15 protein-coding genes are annotated in these 19173 nt (G+C 66.0%); 11 read left to right on the top strand and 4 right to left on the bottom strand.

Features of this window, described 5'->3' with window-relative positions; translation table 11 throughout:
- The first annotated feature begins 89 nt into the window (after nt 1-89).
- The 7 genes from K3551_RS10835 (at nt 90) to mdoH (ending at nt 10225) form a co-directional block, all read left to right on the top strand.
- Entirely contained in the window at nt 90-1235 is a 1146-nt protein-coding gene (locus K3551_RS10835) for an acyl-CoA dehydrogenase family protein (RefSeq protein WP_259913137.1), read from the top strand.
- Nucleotides 1232-2839 carry a thiamine pyrophosphate-binding protein gene (locus tag K3551_RS10840; RefSeq protein ID WP_259913139.1) on the top strand — a complete coding sequence of 536 codons (1608 nt, stop codon included), beginning with the start codon at nt 1232-1234 and terminating at the stop codon, nt 2837-2839. The genes K3551_RS10835 and K3551_RS10840 overlap by 4 nt, the downstream gene beginning before the upstream one ends.
- Nucleotides 2823-4010: a CaiB/BaiF CoA-transferase family protein gene (locus K3551_RS10845; protein WP_259913141.1), complete on the top strand. Its 1188-nt coding sequence runs from the start codon at nt 2823-2825 to the stop codon at nt 4008-4010. The genes K3551_RS10840 and K3551_RS10845 overlap by 17 nt, the downstream gene beginning before the upstream one ends.
- Nucleotides 4011-4181: 171 nt before the next feature.
- A complete protein-coding gene (locus K3551_RS10850) occupies nt 4182-5543 on the top strand; it encodes a tetratricopeptide repeat protein (protein WP_259913142.1) in 1362 nt (453 codons plus the stop codon).
- 25 nt (nt 5544-5568) lie between these two features.
- A complete protein-coding gene (locus tag K3551_RS10855) occupies nt 5569-6864 on the top strand; it encodes an OpgC family protein (protein WP_259913144.1) in 1296 nt (431 codons plus the stop codon).
- Entirely contained in the window at nt 6861-8372 is a 1512-nt protein-coding gene (locus K3551_RS10860) for a glucan biosynthesis protein (RefSeq protein WP_259913145.1), read from the top strand. Before K3551_RS10855 ends, K3551_RS10860 begins: the two co-directional genes overlap by 4 nt.
- A complete protein-coding gene (gene mdoH, locus K3551_RS10865) occupies nt 8369-10225 on the top strand; it encodes a glucans biosynthesis glucosyltransferase MdoH (protein ID WP_259913146.1) in 1857 nt (618 codons plus the stop codon). Before K3551_RS10860 ends, mdoH begins: the two co-directional genes overlap by 4 nt.
- A gap of 4 nt (nt 10226-10229) precedes the next feature.
- On the opposite strand, the gene K3551_RS10870 is transcribed toward mdoH, so the two are convergent.
- Together K3551_RS10870 and K3551_RS10875 are read right to left on the bottom strand one after the other, a co-directional pair.
- Nucleotides 10230-11096: a PHB depolymerase family esterase gene (locus K3551_RS10870; protein WP_259913147.1), complete on the bottom strand. Its 867-nt coding sequence runs from the start codon at nt 11094-11096 to the stop codon at nt 10230-10232.
- A complete protein-coding gene (locus tag K3551_RS10875; protein ID WP_259913148.1) occupies nt 11093-11560 on the bottom strand; it encodes a rhodanese-like domain-containing protein in 468 nt (155 codons plus the stop codon). Before K3551_RS10875 ends, K3551_RS10870 begins: the two co-directional genes overlap by 4 nt.
- Before the next feature lie 204 nt (nt 11561-11764).
- Between K3551_RS10875 and K3551_RS10880 the strand changes: the two genes are divergently transcribed.
- Both K3551_RS10880 and K3551_RS10885 read left to right on the top strand, forming a co-directional pair.
- Nucleotides 11765-12310 carry a chemotaxis protein CheD gene (locus tag K3551_RS10880; protein ID WP_259913149.1) on the top strand — a complete coding sequence of 182 codons (546 nt, stop codon included), beginning with the start codon at nt 11765-11767 and terminating at the stop codon, nt 12308-12310.
- Between the two features lie 76 nt (nt 12311-12386).
- Nucleotides 12387-13553 (top strand): M20 aminoacylase family protein, encoded by a 1167-nt coding sequence (locus K3551_RS10885; protein ID WP_259913150.1) that lies wholly within the window; start codon nt 12387-12389, stop codon nt 13551-13553.
- A gap of 10 nt (nt 13554-13563) precedes the next feature.
- Here the strand turns inward: K3551_RS10885 and K3551_RS10890 are convergent, their stop codons facing one another.
- Nucleotides 13564-14715: an ROK family transcriptional regulator gene (locus tag K3551_RS10890; RefSeq protein WP_259913151.1), complete on the bottom strand. Its 1152-nt coding sequence runs from the start codon at nt 14713-14715 to the stop codon at nt 13564-13566.
- Nucleotides 14716-15015: 300 nt separating this feature from the next.
- Here K3551_RS10890 and xylA point away from each other — a divergent pair, with 300 nt between their 5' ends.
- Nucleotides 15016-16323: a xylose isomerase gene (gene xylA, locus K3551_RS10895; protein ID WP_259913152.1), complete on the top strand. Its 1308-nt coding sequence runs from the start codon at nt 15016-15018 to the stop codon at nt 16321-16323.
- A gap of 38 nt (nt 16324-16361) precedes the next feature.
- On the opposite strand, the gene K3551_RS10900 is transcribed toward xylA, so the two are convergent.
- Nucleotides 16362-17885, bottom strand: a complete 1524-nt coding sequence (locus K3551_RS10900) for a CRTAC1 family protein (protein WP_259913153.1) — start codon at nt 17883-17885, stop codon at nt 16362-16364.
- Nucleotides 17886-18078: 193 nt separating this feature from the next.
- On the opposite strand from K3551_RS10900, the gene xylF reads away from it, so the two are divergent.
- Nucleotides 18079-19110: a D-xylose ABC transporter substrate-binding protein gene (xylF, locus tag K3551_RS10905; protein WP_409197370.1), complete on the top strand. Its 1032-nt coding sequence runs from the start codon at nt 18079-18081 to the stop codon at nt 19108-19110.
- Nucleotides 19111-19173: the final 63 nt, after the last annotated feature.

Consider the following 19173-nt stretch of genomic DNA (forward strand, 5'->3'; position numbering starts at 1 on the left):
CTTCAGGTTTCCTGTAGATCAACTGCAATTAAATTCGATTGTTCTGTAATAACGGCGGGCCCATCCTGTCTGCAATGACGGAGGCCCCAATGACCGATCATCTGACCCGCGCGCAGGCGCTGCTCCCCCGGTTCCGCGACCGCGCTGCTGTCTGGGATCGAGAGCGGCGCTATTGCCACGACAACGTGTCGGACCTGGTGGATGCGGGGCTGATGGGGATGTCCGTCCCGAAAGCCCACGGCGGGCCGGGCCTGTCCCTGTCGCAGATCGTGCCGATCATAGAGGCCGTGTCGGGGGCCTGTACCCTGACGGGGCGGGTCCTGGTCGAGGGCAACATGGGCGCGCTGAGCGCGATCATGGCCTACGGCACCCAGGTGCAAAAGACGCGCGCCGCCGATCTGGTTCTGGCGGGCGACAAGCCTGCGATCTGCATCACCGAACCGGGTGCCGGATCCGATGCGCAGGCCATGGTGACCCGTGCCACGCCGGTGCCCGGCGGCTGGCGGCTGGACGGGATCAAGCACTGGATCACCGGGGGCGGGGTCTCGCAACTGCATCTGGTCTTTGCCCGGACCCGCGACGGCATCCGTGGCTTTCTGGCGCTGCCGGGCCCGGGTTTGCGGGTTGCGCGGCTGGAACGCACGATGGGTCTGTGTGGCATGCCCGAGGCGGAGCTACGGTTTGAGAACCACTTCGTACCCGCTGACATGGCCCTGCCAGAGGCGACCTTCGGCCACCTCATCGACGCCTACAACACGCAGCGGGTCGGGGCCGCGACGATTGCCCTGGGCGTGGCCGCCGAGGCCGCGCGCCTGGCGCGCGACTATCTGTCCAGCCGCGAACAGTTCGGTCAGCCCCTCGCGGAGTTTCAGGGCCTGCAATGGATGTTGGCCGACATGGACACAGAACTGGAGGCCGCGCGTCTGATGATCCGCGACGCCGCCGCCAGTGCCGATCCTTTTCCGGACCGGACCCGCGCGGCGCGCGCCAAACTGCTGACCTCCGAGACCGCCGTCCGGGTCGTGGACAGGGCGTTGCAGATGCACGGCGCACGCGGCTACGGCGCGGAAACCCCGTTGGAACGGATGTATCGCGACGTGCGCATGTTCACCATCGGCGGGGGCACGGCCCAGGTCCTGCGCAATCAGATCGCCGGTCACGTTCTCGGGAGGAAGCTGCCACAGGGCCGGACGCCCTTTGACGCCCCCCACCGGAGTGATATGGCCGCTGAATGAGCACCATTCGCGCCGCCGACGCCCTTGCCCGTCGCCTCTTCGCCGCCGGTTGCCGCCGCGCCTTCGGGATGCCTGGCGGCGAGGTTCTGACCCTCGTTGACGCACTCGAGGCGGCGGGGATCGAATTCATCCTGTGCCACCACGAAAATGCCGCTGGTTTCATGGCCGAGGGCGCGCACCACGTGGACGGCGCGCCCGCCATTCTGGTTGCGACCGTGGGACCCGGGGCCATGAACGGCGTCAACGTGGTGGCCAACGCCGATCAGGACCGGGTGCCGATGATCGTGCTGACCGGGTGCGTCGACCCCGACGAGGCGGAAACCTATACCCACCAGGTGCTGGATCATCGCGCGGTCTTTGCGCCGATTACCAAGGCAACGTTCACCCTGACCCCCAAGGCCGCGGCCGTGCAGGCCGACAAGGCCGTGCGGATCGCCACCGGCGGGGCGGGCGGGCGCGCCGGGCCAGTGCATATCGACGTGCCGATCTCGGTTGCCGATGCGCCCGTCGCGGATGCGATGGTGCAACTGCCCGATTCCGCGCCCGCCGCCATGGGCCCTGCGGCGCAAGACACGGCACGTGGCTGGCTGGCCAATGCTGAACGTCCCATCATGCTTGCCGGTCTGGACGCCGTCCGCGACGACGCCGGCCCTGCCATCCGCGCCTTCTGCGAGGCTCACGGAGTGCCGCTGGTCACGACCTACAAGGCCAAGGGTCTGCTGGACGAAACACATCCGCTTGCCTTGGGCGGGGCGGGTCTGTCGCCCTTGGCGGACACGCACCTTTTGCCGCTGTTCCGCGATGCGGATCTGATCATCCTGGCGGGCTACGATCCGATCGAAATGCGCACCGGCTGGCGCGAGGTCTGGGACCCGGCCAGCCAGCATGTCCTCGACATCGCGCACGAAGCCAATACCCACGGCATGCACCGCGCCACGCTGGAGGTGGTCGCGCCGGTGGACACGACCTTGCAGGCCCTCAGCGATGGGATCCCCCGGCGTGAGGTCTGGGACCTGTCCGACACCCGAAGCGCCCTGCATGGCGCTTTCGCTGCGCGCGACTGGGGCCCCGATGCCGTGGTCGAGGTCTGCCGCGCGGTCTGCCCTCCGGGCACCATCGCCACTGCGGACAGCGGCGCGCACCGCATCCTGCTGAGCCAGCAATGGGCCTGCGATCTGCCGCGCACCCTGCTGCAATCCTCCGCCTTGTGCACCATGGGCTGTGCCTTGCCGTTGGCCATCGGGGCGAAACGCGCTGCCCCGGATCGGGCGGTCGTGGGTTTCATGGGCGACGCGGGCTTCCTTATGGTCGCGGGCGAGCTGGCCTCTGCCGCTGCGCTGGCTCTGCCCGTGGTCTTCGTGGTCTTCGTCGACAGATCGCTGTCCCTGATCGAGCTGAAGCAACGCCAAAGGCAGATGAAGAACGCGGGCGTGGATTTCGGGCGGTTCGATTTCGCCGCCATCGCGCGCGGCTTCGGCGGGCAGGGGGCGACCGTGTCTGACCGTGAGGGGCTGCGCACCGCGCTGGAGACGGCGCTGACGGCCAACACTTTCACCGTGATCGCCGCCGAAATCGACAGGCAGGCCTATGACGGACGCATCTAATCCCGGACCGCTTGCCGGTGTTCGCGTACTGGACCTGAGCCGCATTCTGGCCGGGCCCACTGCAACGCAGCTCCTGGGCGATTTGGGGGCCACGGTCCTGAAGGTCGAAAACCCGGCCACGGGCGGCGACGACACCCGCCAATGGGGGCCGCCCTACGTTAAGGACGGCGCAGAAGACACGGATTTATCAGCCTATTTCTTGTGTGCAAACCGCAACAAATTGTCGGTCGCCATCGACATCGCCACGCCCGAAGGCCAGGCCCAGGTGCGGCGTCTGGCGGGTCTGGCCGATATCCTGATCGAGAATTTCAAGCCGGGCGGTCTGGCGAAATACGGACTGGACCACGCCAGCCTCAGCCAGATCGCGCCAAAGCTGGTTTACTGCTCCATCTCCGGTTACGGCCAGACCGGTCCAAACGCGTCAAAGCCCGGCTATGACCTGATGGCGCAGGGCTATGGCGGGATCATGTCGATCACAGGTGCGCCGGAAGGCGAGCCTATGAAGGTCGGCGTGGGCATCGCGGACGTCATGTGCGGGATGTATGCGACCGTCGGCATTCTGGCCGCGCTGCGCCACGCCGAGGCGACGGGGCAGGGGCAACATATCGACATCGCGCTGGTCGACAGTCAGATCGCCTGGACGATCAACGAAGGCGTCAATACGCGTCTGTCGGGGCAGGCCCCGATCCGGCGCGGCAACGGTCATCCCAATATCGTGCCCTACGGCGTCTACGAGACGTCTGACGGCCATGTCATCGTCGCGGTTGGAAACGATAGCCAGTTTCGTCGGTTCGTCGCGCTCTTTGGTATGGACGCCTTGGCCGAGGACGCCCGCTTTGCCACGAACCCCGCGCGGCTGGTCCATCGCGACGCCTTGGCCGCGCATCTGGTTCCGGCCCTGCGCCGGGTGCCAACCGACGAGGTCATTTCCCTGATGGAGGGCGCGCGCGTCCCCGTCGGTCCGGTCCAGACCCTGCCGCAGGTCTTTGCGTCCGATCAGGCGCAGGCGCGCGACATGGTGCTGGATATGGACGATGCGGGCCTGCGCCTGCCGTTGATCGGCAACCCGCTGAAGCTGTCGCGCACGCCGGTCAGCTATCGCCACGCGCCGCCCCGGTTCGGGGCCGACAGTGCGCGGCTGGCCGCCGCCGATCCGTTCGACGACGTCTGAGACGCGGATCACGGCGGCTATCTGCCGGATTGGCAGGCGTTTGCGCGGATTCTCGATCACCTCGCCCTGACAACCCGTCACGTGTCCGTGACGTCGGGCCTGTGCGGATAGGCACAGCCGGGTGGGCCGGTTAAGCCAAGTCCAACAACCCTGTTTTGCCGAGGTCGCATCATGAGCCGCACTGACACCTTCGACCAGCCGGTCACTTTGACGGATCCGGCCGCGGTCGCGGAATGGGACGCGATGTGCCTGGCCTTCCTCGCCCATGGCGCGGCAACGCCGGTGCATCTGGGCAAGTTACTGGAACTGGCACCCGACTACGCCGCTGCCTACGCGATCAAGGGTCTGTTCTATGCCCTGCTGGGCCGAAAGGAGCTGTTGGCCGAGGCAGAGGCCGCCTGCGCCAAGGCGATCTCGCTCGAGGGGGGCAACGCCCGCGAACGGGCCTTGCTGGATGCGCTCAAGGCGGTCCTCGCCCGCTCGCCGTCCCGCGCGATCATGGCGTTGGAGACGATCCTGACCGACGCGCCGTCGGATACCCTGGCGATGAAGCTGAGCCATGCGCTGCGCTTTGTCATCGGCGACGCGACGGGCATGCGGCAGTCGGTGGAACAGGTGATGGGGGCCCATGGGGACGATCACGCGGGACGCGGGTATCTGCTGGGATGTCACGCCTTCGCGCTGGAAGAGACGGGCGACTACGCCTCGGCCGCGCTGACCGGGCGCGCCGCGCTGACGCTGGCACCCGACGATGCCTGGGGCCTGCATGCGGTGGCGCATGTCCACGACATGACGGGCGACGCCGTCGGGGGGCTGGACTGGCTTTCCGGTCGGGAACAGGCCTGGGCGCACTGCAACAACTTCCGCTTTCACGTCTGGTGGCACAAGGCCTTGATGCTGCTGGATCTGGGGCGCACGGACGAGGCGCTGGCGTTGTATGATCACGAAATCCGGGCCGACAAGACCGATGATTACCGCGACATCTCGAACGCGACGTCGTTGTTGTCCCGGTTGGAACTGGACGGTGTCAACGTCGGCACCCGCTGGGAAGAGCTGGCGGACCTGTCCGAGCGGCGCACCGAAGACGGCTGCCTGATATTCGCCGATCTGCACTATCTGTTGGCCTTGACCGGCGACAAACGCGACGACGCCGTGACCGCGATGCTGGCGCGTCTGTCCCAGGATGCCGATCGCGCGAATGACGAAGTAGATGCGCGCATGGCCGTCCCCGGACTGGCAGCCGCCCGCGGGTTGGAACATTTCGGCGACGGCAACTACAGCGCGGCCTTCACGCAGCTGCAGGCAGCGCGGCCCGCGATGCAGGGGGCCGGCGGTAGTCACGCACAGCGCGACGTCTTTGAGCGGTTGACCATCGACGCCGGTCTTCGCGCCGGGCGATTGGTCGAGGCTGGGCAAATCCTTGCCGACAGAACGCAACGACGCGGCGGATATGAAGACGGCTACGCGGCGGCGCGGCGAGAGATCATTGCACGTGCAGAAAAAATCGCTAGCCCCAAGGAAGCTCGGGCCTGAGTCCGGCATAGCGACTGGCAATATCATGACTGCGACGTCCCCCAATTCCGCCTTTGCCGCCGCCCCGGCCGCTGCGCACACAGCGCCGGTGGCCACCGTGCGCGACCCGCGCCTCGACTTCTTTCGCGGGCTGGCCATGTTCATCATCCTGCTGGCGCACACGCCCGGCAACGCCTGGACCCTGTGGATCCCCGCGCGCTTCGGCTTTTCGGACGCGACCGAGATCTTCGTCTTTTGTTCCGGCATGGCCTCGGCCATCGCTTTTGGGCGGACGTTCGACAAGGCTGGCTGGGGATTGGGCACGGCCCGCGTGGGGTTCCGCGTCTGGCAGATCTACTGGGCGCATATCGGCATGTTCGTGGCCCTGGCCACGATCCTGGCTGCGCTGGATGGGACGGGGGCCTTTGACAAGGTTTATATCGGCACGCTCAACCTGTGGAAATTCTTCGAGGAACCGGCCCCGCAGCTGATCGGGCTGCTGACACTGACTTATGTGCCGAACTATTTCGACATCCTTCCGATGTATATGATCGTGCTGTTGCTGATGCCGATCTACGTGTGGTTGGCGCGTGTGTCCTTGCCTGCGCTGGGCATCGTCGTCGTCACGATCTGGGCGATGGCGCAGGATGGGCTGATGGTATGGCTTGGCCTGGGTCATCTGCACCTCGCCCTCCCGGCGGAGCCGTGGTCGGACAGGACCTGGTTCTTCAACCCCTTTGGCTGGCAATTGCTGTTCTTTACCGGTTTCGCCTTCATGCGCGGCTGGATTCCCGCACCCCCGGTCAGGCCGTGGTTGATCGGCCTGTCGCTGGCCTTTGTCATCGTTTCGTTCTTTCTGTCCTCGGTCGGGTTCCGCCTGTTCCAGACGGACTTCGTCAAGGACCTCTATATTGCCGCGACCGGATGCGCCGAGACCGGTTTCGGAAACTGCAATCCGATCTTTGACTGGCGACAGGCCAACAAGGTCTGGTTCGACAAATCCGACCACGCCATCCTGCATTACCTGCACTTTCTGGCGCTGGCCTACCTGGCCTGGGCCGCCGCAGGGCAGGGCGGGCATCGCCTGATCGCCTCTGGCCAGGGCGCGCTGGCCCGGCTGTGGGATGAATTCGTCGCCATCGTCATGAAGGTCGGCCAGCAGAGCCTTGCGGTCTTTGTCTTCTCCATGGTGCTGGCGCGGATCAACGGGTTCATTCTGGATGTCATCGGGCGCAGCGCGGGCACCTGGGCCTTGGTCAATCTGACCGGCTTTGGCTTGCTGATTGCCTGCGCCTATGGGGCCGGTTGGTTCAAGTCGCAGCCCTGGAGGGTGAAACGATGAAACGCCGCGCTTTTCTTCTGAGCAGTGCCGCGCTGTTGCTGGCGCAATCGGCCCGCGCCGACATGCCCCGTTTCCTGTCGTCGGAGCCGTTCACCCCCGACACCGTGCGCGCCTTGGCGCGCAAGCTGGCCGCCGCGCCGTTCCAGGTGCGCCCCGAAGTGCCTGCCGCCTGGCGCGATCTGACCTACGATCAGTATCGCATGATCTGGTTCAATACCTCCAAGGCATTGTGGGAGGGGACGGATCTGCCGTTCCGCCTCGACCTTTTCCACCCCGGTCTGTATTTTCCGCGCGCGGTCGAGGTGGACGTGGTGCGCGCCGATACGGCGAACCGGTTAGCGTTTGACTACGCTCTGTTCGACAAGACCGACTCGGCACCCGATCTGCCGGTGGATGAGACGATGGGCTATTCCGGTCTGCGCCTGCGCCACAGGTACGCGGGCGAGGCGAACCACCGCGAATTCGCCGTGTTCCAGGGGGCCAGTTATTTCCGCGCCATCGGGGCCGCGCAAAACTACGGACTGTCGGCCCGGGGTCTGGCGCTGCGCACCGGCGATGCCGAAGGGGAAGAATTCCCCGATTTCACCCAGCTTTGGGTCGAAGAGCCGGTGATGGGCGACGAGGCGATCACCGTTCACGCCCTGCTCGACAGCCCCTCGGTCACCGGGGCCTTCCGGTTCGTGATCCGGCCCGGCATGGCCTGTGAGATGGAGGTGGAGGCGACGCTATACCCCCGTGTCGATCTGGACCACGTCGGCATCGCGCCGCTGACCTCGATGTTCCTTTACGACGAAACCAACCGCCCCCGGTTCGACGATTTCCGCCCGGCGATTCACGACAGCGATGGATTGCTGATCTGGAACGGCCGCGGAGAGATGCTCTGGCGGCCTCTGGCCAATCCGGTCGGCTTGCAGGTCAGCAGCTTTGTCGACGACACGCCGCGCGGTTTCGGACTGATGCAGCGTGCCGACAAACTGTCGGATTTCGCGGATCTGGAGGCGCATTATCACAAGCGTCCCTCGCTCTGGATCGAGCCGGGCGAAGATTGGGGTCAAGGCGTCGTTCGCCTGGTCGAGATCCCGTCCGACAAGGAGATCTACGACAACATCGTCGCCTATTGGCGCCCGCGCGACCCGCTGCTTGCTGGCTCCGAGGCGCGGTTCACCTACCGGATGACCTGGGGCGACGGGGCGGCGACGCGCCGCGATGTCGCGGCCGTTGGCAACACCCACATGGGCCGCAACTTCAACCGCGACCGCTGGCTGGCGGCCATCGACTTCGAGCCGCACCCGGCGCTTGCCGATCTGGACGATGTCACCATCCGCATCAACTCCGGCTCGTCGGACGTGTCGGGCGGGGTGTTGCAACGCAACCCGGAAACGGGCGGCGCGCGGTTGGCCTTTACCTTCGATCCAGGCGACCGCCCTGCGTCGGAATTGCGGGCGCAGCTGTTCCGCGACGGCACGGCCATCTCCGAAGTCTGGCTATACCGCTGGACCGCCGCATGACGGACGCGCGCCTTTCGGCCTCCATGCCGGCCGCGGCGGCCCTGGCGCATCCGCGACAGAACCTGCGGGCCGGGTTTCGGGATGCGGCGGCACCGGGCGTACGGCGCGATCTGCCCGCGCTGATCTGGCGGGCGGCGGTGTTTACACCCGCCGCCCTGGCCACTGCCGCTTTGCTCTGGGGGTTTCTGGCCTGGTTTGCCACGGACGGCACCACCTGGGCCGAGGCTTCGCTGGCCTGTCTGATCGGGGTCGGTTTTTTCTGGATCGCGCTGACCTTTGCCACGGTTCTGGGCGGGGTGCTGTCGATGACCCGGTCCCACCCCCGCGACACGGGGCCTGCCCGACCGCTGGACACCGCCCTGTTGATGCCAATCTACGAAGAGGCCCCCTGGGATGTCTTCGGCAACGCCGCCGCGATGCTGGAAACCTTGGCGCAGTGCCGCTCCGCGCATCGCTTCACCCTCTATATCCTGTCCGACACCCGCGACCCGACCCGTGCCGCCCAGGAAGAAGCGGCCTATGACGCCCTGCGCGCGCGTCTGCCCGAGGGCGCGATCTGGTATCGCCGCCGGACCGAGAACATCGACCGCAAGGTCGGAAACCTTGCCCAGTGGGTTGAAACCTGGGGCGGGCGGCATGACGCGATGCTTGTGCTGGACGCCGACAGCCTGATGTCTGGGCATGCCATTGGCGCGCTGACCGACGCGCTTGCCCGCGACCCGAGTGCGGGGCTGATCCAGTCCTTCCCGCAGCTGATCGGGGCGCAGACCCTGTTCGCCCGCAGCCAGCAGTTCGCCAATGCCATCTACGGCGTGGCCCTGGCCGAGGGCCTGGCCCGCTGGACCGGCCGAGAGGGCAACTATTGGGGCCACAATGCCATCATCCGCATCGCCGCCTTCGCCAGTTCGGCTGGCCTGCCGCGCATGCGCGCCCTGCGCGGGCCCGACCAGCTGATCCTCAGTCACGACTTCGTCGAGGCCGGGCTTTTGCGCCGTGCCGGGTGGTCGGTGCGGTTTCTGCCGCGGGTCCAGGGATCCTACGAGGAAACGCCGCCCTCGCTGATCGATCACGTACTGCGCGATCGGCGCTGGTGCCGGGGCAACCTGCAACACCTGGGGCTGCTGGGCACGCGCGGGTTCCATGCGCTTAGCCGGTTCCACCTGTTCCACGGCGCGGTCGGCTATCTGCTGTCTCCGCTTTGGTTTCTGCTGCTGACACTGTGGGCGGCCATCGGCGTCAGCGCGGATCGTTCCGTCATCAACTACTTCTCGCCGGAAAACCCGACGTTGCCGAACTGGCCCGAGATGTCGCCGGTGAACCACGTCTGGCTGATGCTGGTCCTGTATGGCCTGTTGCTGGCCCCCAAACTGGTGGGCGCGCTTGCGCTGGTGGCGACGGGCACGCCGCTGTCGCGACTGGGCGGGGCTGGGCGCTTCGCTCTGTCTCTTTTGGTCGAGATCGCGTTGTCGGTCGCCTATGCGCCGATCCTGATGGTGCAACAGACCCGCGCCGTTCTTGCGACCTTTGCGGGCCGCAAGATGGATTGGACCCCGCAGGTGCGCCACGGTGGTCGCTATGGCTGGACGGCGTTGGCGCGGTTCCATGCCGTCGAGACGGTGCTGGGCCTGCTTTTGATCAGCGGGATGGTCACGGGATTTGTCTCGGTCTGGCTGGCACCGATCATGGCCAGCCTGCTGTTGTCGATCCCGCTGTCGCGGTTGTCGTCCCTCCCATTGCCGGGCACAATGGCCACCCCGCAAGAAGTGCGCCGACCGCTCGTGGCGGCCAAGGCCGACCGCTGGCGTCAGGAATTGAGAGAGCTGCTGACAGGGACGACCCTGCCGGCAGAGTGACCGGTTATTGACCGCCGGTTTCCTGGGGCAGGGCGGTCACATCCTCGAACCAGTCCAGCGCCATGTTCGCCCAACCAGCGGGCACGCCGTGCCCTCCGGGAAAGAGCGCGAATTCCAATGCGGAATCGGCGGCGCAATCCCAGTAGCGGCGCATGAACTGTCCCGTGGTGCGGTACCCGCTTGCATCGGGGCGGGCGCAGTCGTTGGCGGCGCGAAACAGGCCCAGCCCCTCGAAGATGTCGCCTTGCAGCCATTGGCCGGACCGAAGGGGACGCCCCTCCAGCGGGACGGTGGAATCGGTAAATCCGTGGGTATGCAAAAGCTTGACCGGCCCTGCGCAGTCCTCTGGGTGAGGGCGCCAGAACCCGCCTGAAACGGGGGCATAGGCCGGAAACGCTTCGGGCGTGCGGCAGGCCAGGTAGGTCACCATGAAGCCCCCCGCCGAAAAGCCGGACAGCAGCACGCGATCCGGGTCGATGTCATAGCGCATCGCGGCATCGGCCACGATTTCGGCGAAAAAGGCACCTTCGTCGCGGGTTTCCAACCGCGCCAGATCCTCGCGGAAGGACCAGATGCCGCCCCGCCGTCCCGGTCGCCAAGGTAAGCCGTCGGGCGCGATCACGGCATAGCCACGATCGGTAATGGCATTGATCGTGCCGCGCATGCCCAACGTCCCGCGCCCCGTACCGCCCGCGCCATGCAGGAACAGAACGGCGGGCATCCCCGCCTCTGGGGTGTCGGGCAGGGCCACGTGATAGGTGCCCGTGTCGGTCGTGCAAGGCTCCGCCTCGCGGCCACAGACGTCAGCCGTCTGGGCGGGCGCGGGCAAGGCGGCAAGGCAGGCCAGCGCGGCCCAGGCGGCGGCCCTCACGGGCGCACCACGGGCAGGTCGCGCGCCAGCCATCCGGGCCCAGCCCTGGACCCCAGCATACCTTCGGGAATGTCGATGATCCGGGTGAACCCGGCTTCGGCCAGGCGCGCCGACATCCGGTCCGACCGCACCCCCCGCGCACAGATCAACGCGACAGGTGTGTCGCGGCGGCCTCGGGTGATTTCGGACAGGACGGCGACGAAATCATCACGACGCATGTCGATGGGATGCGCACCCTGGGCGACACCAGTTTCGTCCCATTCGTCGGGGCGGCGGATGTCGATCATGATGATCTCGCCGGACTGGATCGCGTCGCGGGCCTCGACCGGGGTGATCTCATTTCCCTCGAACCGATCGCGGCGGGCAAAAAGCACGCCGCCAGTTCCCAGTGCGACGGCCAGGGCCCCGCCGCCCAGCAACAGGCGTCGGCGGGGCAATGCGGATGTGGTCTGAATCTCTGTCATCTGTGCGGGTCTCCGTTACTGCGGTGATACGCGGCGAAAGGCATCCCCCCAAGTCACGTTCGGGTGACCCAGCGGCAGTGGCATGATCCTTAAGGGATTCTTCACGCCGGCTTGCGACAAACCAGACCACACCAAGTCGGAGGTCTAGATGAGCGCGATTCCCCAGCCACTCTACCGCCTGGTTTTGCCCGGCGGTCCTGCGGGGTGAAACAGGCGCTTGCACAGGACACCGCACCATGTGCCACACCGATGATCCGGCAGGTCGAAGTACCCCAGGGGGATCTGTGCGTCAGCGATCACCCGAGGGAGGAAATGGTGGCGACGCTCGGCTCTTGCGTCTCGGTCTGCCTGTTTGATCCGCGCAGCGGGATCGGCGGCATGAATCATATCTTTCAGAACGTGTCCTCCGAACCCTACGGCGACGCCGGCGTCATCGCGGAGGTGGAGCGTTTGATCAACGCGCTGATGCATCGGGGCGTGCCCCGCGACCATCTGGCCGCACGCGTCGCCGGTGGGGCCCAGGTCCTGTTGAAGGGGCGCCGCCACGGGCTGGCCATCGCGCAGGCCTGTCTCACCTTCCTGGAACGGGAAAGGGTGCCGATCCTGGGGATCAGCATCGGTGGCCAACGCGCGCGCCGGGTTCGGTTCCACCCGGCCACGGGGCGGCTGCTTGTCGCGACGTTTGCCTACACCGGACAGGCCGATCCCCCGTTGCCCAAGGCGCCGCGCAATGGGCCAGAGATGTTCTAGCCACCTGCCATGTCACCGGGCTTGCATCCTCCGCGCGGCCCGCGTTTCCTGCACCAGCCCCACGCGAGGAGAGAGCATGCCGATCCGCAACCGTTTCGCTGAACTGCATCCCGAAATCACGGCCTGGCGTCAAGATTTCCATCGGCACCCCGAACTCTTGTACGACACCCACCGAACCGCGGGCATCGTCGCCCAGAAGTTGCGCGCCTTTGGCTGCGATGACGTGATCGAGGGGGTGGGCCGCACGGGCGTCGTCGGCCTGATCCACGGCAACCGCCGCGACAGCGGACGCACCATCGGTTTGCGGGCCGATATGGATGCCCTGCCCATTCAGGAGGCGACGGGCGCCGCCCATGCCTCGACCGTCCCCGGCAAGATGCACGCCTGCGGCCATGACGGGCACACCGCCATGCTGTTGGGTGCGGCGCAATACCTGGCTGAGACGCGCAATTTCGATGGCACCGTCGCCGTCGTCTTTCAACCGGCGGAGGAGGGCGGCGCAGGTGCCGAGGCCATGGTGCAGGATGGCCTGTTCACGCGGTTCGGCATTTCCGAGATCTACGGTTTGCACAATTCGCCCATGCTGGATTTCGGTCAGTTCGCAATCCGCCAAGGGGCGTTCTATGCCGCGGTCGACAGCTTTCGCATCGATGTGCGCGGCAAAGGGGGGCACGCGGCGCGACCGAATGGGTGCATCGACACCACGCTGGCCGGATCTGCCATCGTGATGGCGCTGCAATCCATCGTCGCGCGCAACACCGATCCGCAGCAGCCGTTGGTTGTTTCGGTCACCGCCTTCCGAACCGAAACGGATGCCTACAACGTCATCCCCGACAGCGTCGTCCTGCGCGGCACCGTCCGCAGTTTCGACAGCGAGGTGCGGGCTGCGACCCTTCGCCGGATCGAGGATCTGGCGCGCTTGACCGCCCAGGCCTACGGGGCCACCGCCACCCTGTCGCACGAAGAGGTGCCCTATCCGGTCATGTCCAACCACGACCGCGAAACAGATCATTGCGTCGCCGCCGCGACCACCGTTTCGGGGGCCCGCAAGACGGACGCCCCGCGCACCACGGGTGGCGAGGATTTCGCCTATATGCTGGACGCTTGTCCGGGGGCCTACATCCAGATGGGCATCGGCAAGCGCGCCCTGCTGCACCACCCGGAATACGACTTCAACGACGAGGCGATCCCGCTTGGCTGTTCCTATTGGGTAACCTTGGCGGAAAGCCGTCTGGGCGGGTGATGCGCGGCGCTCAGGCCTCTGCCCGGCCCAACTGCCGGACCGACATGTCCGATATCTGCTCGATCCCGTAGGCCGCCGCGCCCTTGGCCCACATCTGGTCGCCCCAGCTGTGGACGCAGATTTCGGGCAGGGGCGCGTCGACCTGCACGGTCTGGTCTGCCACCTGCTGCAGAACGGCATCGCTGCACAGCGGATGCTGCGCGGCGCTTTCGACGGCCAGGATGATCTGATCGGGGTCGAAGATGTTCACCAGGTTGGCCAGACCCATCGCGAAATACCGTCCCGCCTGATCCAGAATGGTCGCGACCTCTGCCGAGCCGGCCAAAGCGGCCTCGGACAGGGCCGTGACGCTGGTAAAGCTACGTCCCGTGGCGGCGTTTGCCGCGCGCAGCAGGGCGTATTCGCCCGTATACGCCTCCAGGCAGCCGGATTGCCCGCATTGGCATTCCGGCCCGTGCAGATCCACCTTGGTATGCCCGAATTCCGCCCCGCAGCCGCGCGCCCCACGATAAAGCGCGCCGTCGATGACGACACCCAGGCCGATGCCATGCTGAATGGTGACCACCAGAAAATTGCCGATATGCCGTCCCTTGCCGAACAGATGTTCGGCCTTGGCGACGAGGTTCGCGTCGTTGTCGATAAAGACGGGGCAGGGCGCGCGTGTTGCCAGCAGGGTGCCCAGGTCCACGTTCCGTTCCAACAGGGCTGACGACCAATGCACATGGCCGCATCCCCCGTCGACATGCCCGGCCAATCCCACGCCGATGCCCGAGACGTCCGCCATGCGGCGGCCATGGGCGGCGCAGGCGGCTTCGGTGGCGGCGATGATCTCATCTGCCAGGACCGGGCCGGTAGATTGCTCTGCGGGGCGGGGGTGGTCGTAGCTGCCCAGCTCGGTGCCTTCGAAATCCACCAGCAGGACCGTGATCGACAGGCGGGATACCTTGAGGCCGGCAACCAGCCGCGCAGCGCCACGCACCTTCAGCGCCTCGCGCGGGCGGCCACGGCGGGCGTCGCCTGCGCGGGCCTCGGGCAGGGTGCGTTCAATCAGACCCTCGGTCAGCAATTCGGCGGTGATTGCCGTGACGGTGGCCGGGCTGATCCCGGTCAGCCGGGCGATGTCGACGCGGGCAATGCTGCCGCGCTGGCGGATCACCCGCATCACGCGCGCCCGTCCCGATCCACGGGGGTCAACCGGGGGCAAGACGGCCGGATCATCGTTCAGTGGGGACACAGGACGGCTGTTCATCGGTCACTTTCCAGTCGGGCGATGGCCCTTGTTATTTAATTTGACAGAAAAACTATATCTGTCTAGCCGTGATCTCGCCCAAGTGGGCGGGCGGAAATCATTCGCCCCGCGAAAGCGGCCAGGGACACGCGTCAAACGCGGAGGGTCGCAGGGAGGAGAGGGGAAGACCGGTGCCGTTCGCGGGCACCGCCCCATCAAGAAAGCATAGAACAGATGAGCACCGGATTTTTCGAAGGCCTGTCAAAGGTAACATATCAAGGTGCCCAAAGCACCGAGCCGCTGGTCTATCGACATTATAACCCCGAAGAGGTCGTGTTGGGCAAGCGGATGGCGGATCACCTGCGGTTCGCTGTTGCCTGGTGGCACAGCTTTGCCTGGGAAGGCGGCGATCCGTTCGGGGGTGCCACGTTCCAGCGTCCCTGGCATCCGCAGGACGACATGGGCCGGGCCAAGATGAAGGCCGATGTCGCCTTCGAGATGTTCGACCTGTTGGGGGTGCCCTATTATTGCTGGCACGACGCGGACCTGCGGCCCGAACAGGGCAGTTTTGCCGCGAACCTGTCGACGCTGGACGAGATCACCGACTATCTGGGCGAAAAGATGCAGGGCCGCGATATCGGCCTGCTGTGGGGCACCGCCAACATGTTCTCGGACCGGCGCTGGATGTCCGGGGCCTCGACCAACCCGGACCCGGACGTCTTTGCCTATGCGGCGGCAACGGTCAAAGGCTGCCTGGATGCCACGCACAAGCTGGGCGGTCAGAACTATGTCCTGTGGGGCGGGCGCGAAGGCTATGAGACGCTGCTCAACACCGACATGGGCCAAGAGTTGGACCATATGGGCCGCTTCCTGAACATGGTCGTCGATTACAAGCACAAGATCGGCTTCGAGGGTACGATCCTGGTCGAACCGAAACCGCAGGAGCCGTCAAAGCACCAATACGACTTTGACGCGGCGACTTGCATCGGTTTCCTGCGCAAATACGGCCTGGAAGGCGAGGTAAAGCTGAACCTGGAACAGGGGCATGCGATCCTGGCCGGGCACAGCTTCGAACATGAAATCGCCGTGGCTGCGGCGGATGGCATGTTGGGCTCGATCGATATGAACCGCAACGACTACCAGTCCGGCTGGGACACCGATCAGTTCCCCAACAACGTGCCCGAAGTGGCGTTGGCCTACTACCACATCCTGAAAGCCGGGGGGCTGGGCACGGGCGGCACCAACTTTGACGCCAAGCTGCGTCGGCAGTCCCTGGATCCGGTGGATCTGATTGCCGGGCATGTCGGCGCCATGGACGTCTGCGCGCGCGGGTTGAAGGCGGCGGCGGCGATGATCGAAGATGGCGGTCTGGAAGACGCGCTGACAGACCGCTATGCCGGTTGGTCCAGCGAGGCCGCCCAGGCGATGCTTGGCAGCGACCTGGAAGCCATCCAGGCACGCGTGCTGGCCGAAGGGATCGAGCCTGCGCCCCGTTCCGGCCGTCAGGAGATCCTGGAAAACTACGTCAATCGGTTCGTCTGATCGACGACAGCCCCCGGTCGGACGGCGGTCGCGCCGCCTCAGCCGGGGGCAATCGTATGGGTTCGCCCCGCCTCCAGGCGGTGCCACGGCCCGATCTGGCCACCCGGCCAGATCACCCGCACCTCCGCTTCGCTGGCGGTGCCCAGCCCAAAGTGCAGCGGCAGCAAGCTGCCACTGACGTGGCCCCCCCCGACGGTGCGTTCCTGTGTCTGGACGCCGGACGGTGTCCGCACTTCGACAAAGGCCCCTATGGCAAATCGGTTACCTGCTGGCAGGCGCGGGTCCAGCGCGATCCAGTGGCCGGTTCCTTCGGTCGCGTTCTGCCAGACCTGCATCGGGGCGCGACGGTTGACGACGATCACGTCCAACCGCCCATCCCCGTTCAGATCGGCCAATCCCGCGCCGCGCGACCGCTCGGTCGAGGCCAGCCCCGCGACGTCGCCCGTTTCCGCAAATGTGCCATCGGCTTGCTGCATGAGCAGGTTATTGGGATCGGCCATTGCCATGCCCGGCATCTGATCGACGTTGCCCTTGGCGATGAATAGGTCGGCCCGACCATCGTTGTCGACATCTCCGAATTCTGCGTGCCAGCCGGTCGAGGGCCGCCCGTCATCGCCCACGAACGGGCGCTGGGCGGTCGTGCCCATGGCATAGGGCACCGCGTCGAATCCGGTGCCGTCGTTCGTCATCAGCAGTTGATCGCCCATGGAGGTCAGCATCACCTCGGGCAGGCCATCGCCCGTCAGATCGCGACTGGCGATCCCCATCCCCCAAAGCTGGACACGGTCCCAGCCGTCCGCTTCTGTCAGCTCGCGCAGGGGATCCAGGGTCCACATCTGTTCATATCCGCCACGCACGTAATAGTGACGGTCGTTGGACAGGCGCAGCATTGGCGTCCCATCCCGGCGCCAGTCGGTGAACAGAGCAGAGAGCGTGCAGAACCCCGGCGAAAGCGCCACGGCGGGGCCATACCGGGGGCCGTCGGGCCGGATCAGGTGATTGACGTCACAGGCCTCGAACGGGCCGTCCGGGTTGGCCGTGTCGACATAGTTGCCGATGGCCAGCGTCGGCAACGTCTGCCCCGTCTCCCACGAGGCGGTGAAGGCGGTGGACCAGCTGTCGCCAGCGGGCAGGGTGACCGCGTCGGTCGCGTCCTCAAAGGCGCAGGCACCCAGGCCACGCAGCAAGACGTTCGGCCCCTTGCGCAGGACCATCAGGTCCGTGATCGCATCCCCGTCCAGGTCCAGCGGATAGGCCCCGGTCACGGCGGTCAAGGCCGGGACGGGAACCGTCTCGAAGCGGATGGTATCGTCCGCGCCTGTCGCGTTGCGCAGCAAAACCGCCTCTGACGTTCCGCCAGCCACGAAGAGATCGGGCCGAGAATCACCATCGCAATCCAGCAGCGCGACACCGCCCCCGACAAAATGATCCCAGCCGCCAGAATAGACATGCTGCACCGGCAATCCAGTTGACCGGTCCAGAAATCGCGGGGCATCGGCCAGGGCCAAACCCGGTCCGAACAGGGATAGGGTCATAAATGTAAGGGCTTGCATCTGTCTCATGGCCGTCCTCCTCCCGCGCTCGATCTGGTCACCTGCAAGGCTCTCCGGCCTTTTGAGCCATGGATCGGTCGTTTGATCCAAAGCAGACCGCATTATAATTCGTTTGACAAATTAATTCGCCGTGGCAAGGTTCGAAACACGGTTTCCAAGCCCTCTGGGGTGTCGGTCTCCGTACCAACGGGAGGAAATACAAATGAAGAGAAGAACGCTTCTCGCCGCCGCTCTTGCGGTGACGATGCCTGTGACCGCTGTGCTGGCCGATGGCCATGCCAAGACGGTCGGGGTGAGCTGGTCCAATTTCCAGGAAGAGCGCTGGAAGACGGACGAAGCCGCGATCAAGGCCGCGCTGGACGCCGCGGGGGCCGCGTATCTGTCGGCTGACGCGCAATCGTCGTCGACCAAGCAGTTGGCCGACGTGGAATCGCTGATCACCCAAGGCGTCGACAGCCTGATCATCCTGGCTCAGGACGGAGCCGCGATCGGCCCGGCGCTGGACGCAGCCGAAGCCGCCGGGATCCCGGTCATCGGCTATGACCGTCTGATCGAAGATGCGCGCGCCTTTTACCTGACCTTTGACAACGTCGAAGTCGGTCGCATGCAGGCCCGCGCCGTTTTCGATCTGGCCCCCAAGGGCAACTATGTGATGATCAAGGGCTCGCCCACCGATCCCAACTCTGACTTCCTGCGTGGCGGTCAGCAGGAAATCATCCAGGCGGCCATCGACGCCGGTGACATCACCATCGTCGGCGAGACCTATACCGACCAGTGGGCGCCCGCCAACGCGCAGCGCAACATGGAGCAGATCCTGACCCAGACCAACAACGAGGTCGACGCGGTCATCTCTTCCAACGACGGCATGGCCGGTGGCGTTGTCGCCGCTTTGACCGCGCAGGGCATGGACGGCATTCCGGTGTCGGGCCAGGACGGTGACCACGGTGCGCTGAACCGCGTCGCCAAGGGCACGCAGACCGTGTCCGTCTGGAAAGACAGCCGCGAACTGGGCCGCCGCGCGGGCGAAATCGCCGTCGCGTTGGCCGATGGCACCGCCATGGCCGACGTCGAAGGTGCCGCCACCTTCACCTCGCCGGGTGGCGTGGACGTCTCTGCGGTTCTGCTGGCCCCGCTGCCGGTGACCAAGGACAACCTGAACGCCGTTCTCGATGCCGAATGGATCGAGAAAGACGTGCTGTGCCAGGGTGTCAGCGGCGTTGCCGTCTGCGAGTGATCGCCTGACCTGACGACGGGCCCCATCCTCTGACGGGGATGGGGCCTTTCTTTTAGACGAACG

Origin of the sequence: Jannaschia sp. M317, from assembly GCF_025141175.1 — a bacterium.
Lineage (GTDB): Bacteria > Pseudomonadota > Alphaproteobacteria > Rhodobacterales > Rhodobacteraceae > Jannaschia.

Coding starts and splice junctions, on each gene's coding strand:
- xylF (WP_409197370.1), top strand. CDS start 18,079: ATGAAGAGAAGAACGCTTCTCGCCGCCGCTCTTGCGGTGACGATGCCT.
- K3551_RS10850 (WP_259913142.1), top strand. CDS start 4,182: ATGAGCCGCACTGACACCTTCGACCAGCCGGTCACTTTGACGGATCCG.
- K3551_RS10900 (WP_259913153.1), bottom strand. CDS start 17,885: ATGAGACAGATGCAAGCCCTTACATTTATGACCCTATCCCTGTTCGGA.
- xylA (WP_259913152.1), top strand. CDS start 15,016: ATGAGCACCGGATTTTTCGAAGGCCTGTCAAAGGTAACATATCAAGGT.
- K3551_RS10840 (WP_259913139.1), top strand. CDS start 1,232: ATGAGCACCATTCGCGCCGCCGACGCCCTTGCCCGTCGCCTCTTCGCC.
- K3551_RS10845 (WP_259913141.1), top strand. CDS start 2,823: ATGACGGACGCATCTAATCCCGGACCGCTTGCCGGTGTTCGCGTACTG.
- K3551_RS10835 (WP_259913137.1), top strand. CDS start 90: ATGACCGATCATCTGACCCGCGCGCAGGCGCTGCTCCCCCGGTTCCGC.
- K3551_RS10855 (WP_259913144.1), top strand. CDS start 5,569: ATGACTGCGACGTCCCCCAATTCCGCCTTTGCCGCCGCCCCGGCCGCT.
- K3551_RS10885 (WP_259913150.1), top strand. CDS start 12,387: ATGCCGATCCGCAACCGTTTCGCTGAACTGCATCCCGAAATCACGGCC.
- K3551_RS10890 (WP_259913151.1), bottom strand. CDS start 14,715: ATGCGGGTGATCCGCCAGCGCGGCAGCATTGCCCGCGTCGACATCGCC.
- K3551_RS10875 (WP_259913148.1), bottom strand. CDS start 11,560: ATGACAGAGATTCAGACCACATCCGCATTGCCCCGCCGACGCCTGTTG.
- K3551_RS10860 (WP_259913145.1), top strand. CDS start 6,861: ATGAAACGCCGCGCTTTTCTTCTGAGCAGTGCCGCGCTGTTGCTGGCG.
- mdoH (WP_259913146.1), top strand. CDS start 8,369: ATGACGGACGCGCGCCTTTCGGCCTCCATGCCGGCCGCGGCGGCCCTG.